A 328-nucleotide genomic window follows, 5' to 3' on the forward strand; every position below is an offset into this window, starting at 1 on the left:
TCACCTCATCAGGAACATAGAACAGGAGTTTGAGCACAACATGGCACAACAGATCTATGTGAGTGAGGAGTGCTGGAATGTGATCAAAGCTTCTAAAAACGCTACCATCAACAACATCAGGAAAACTGTAGCCAAAGAGGAGATCACCTCTGCAGATGAATTGCGCCAATCTATTCTCACCGCTCTCATCGACCAGCAACCTCCCAGCGAAACCGGACTTGCTTATATTCGGAAGGATGTGAAAAACCTGTGGTAAAAGGATTTAAGATTCAAGATTTAAAATTCAAAATTTGGATTTTGAAAATCCTACTTACTCATGTACTTTCTG

At 41.2% G+C, this 328-nt stretch carries 1 protein-coding gene; it reads left to right on the forward strand.

The window, feature by feature from the left end; all coding sequences use genetic code 11:
* Nucleotides 1-256, forward strand: a 256-nt coding sequence (locus tag HC175_RS21985) for a DUF7935 family protein (RefSeq protein ID WP_445326502.1), incomplete at its 5' end; no start/stop codon positions are given.
* Nucleotides 257-328 lie beyond the last annotated feature (72 nt).

The sequence above is a fragment of the Salinimicrobium oceani genome (genome assembly GCF_012037645.1).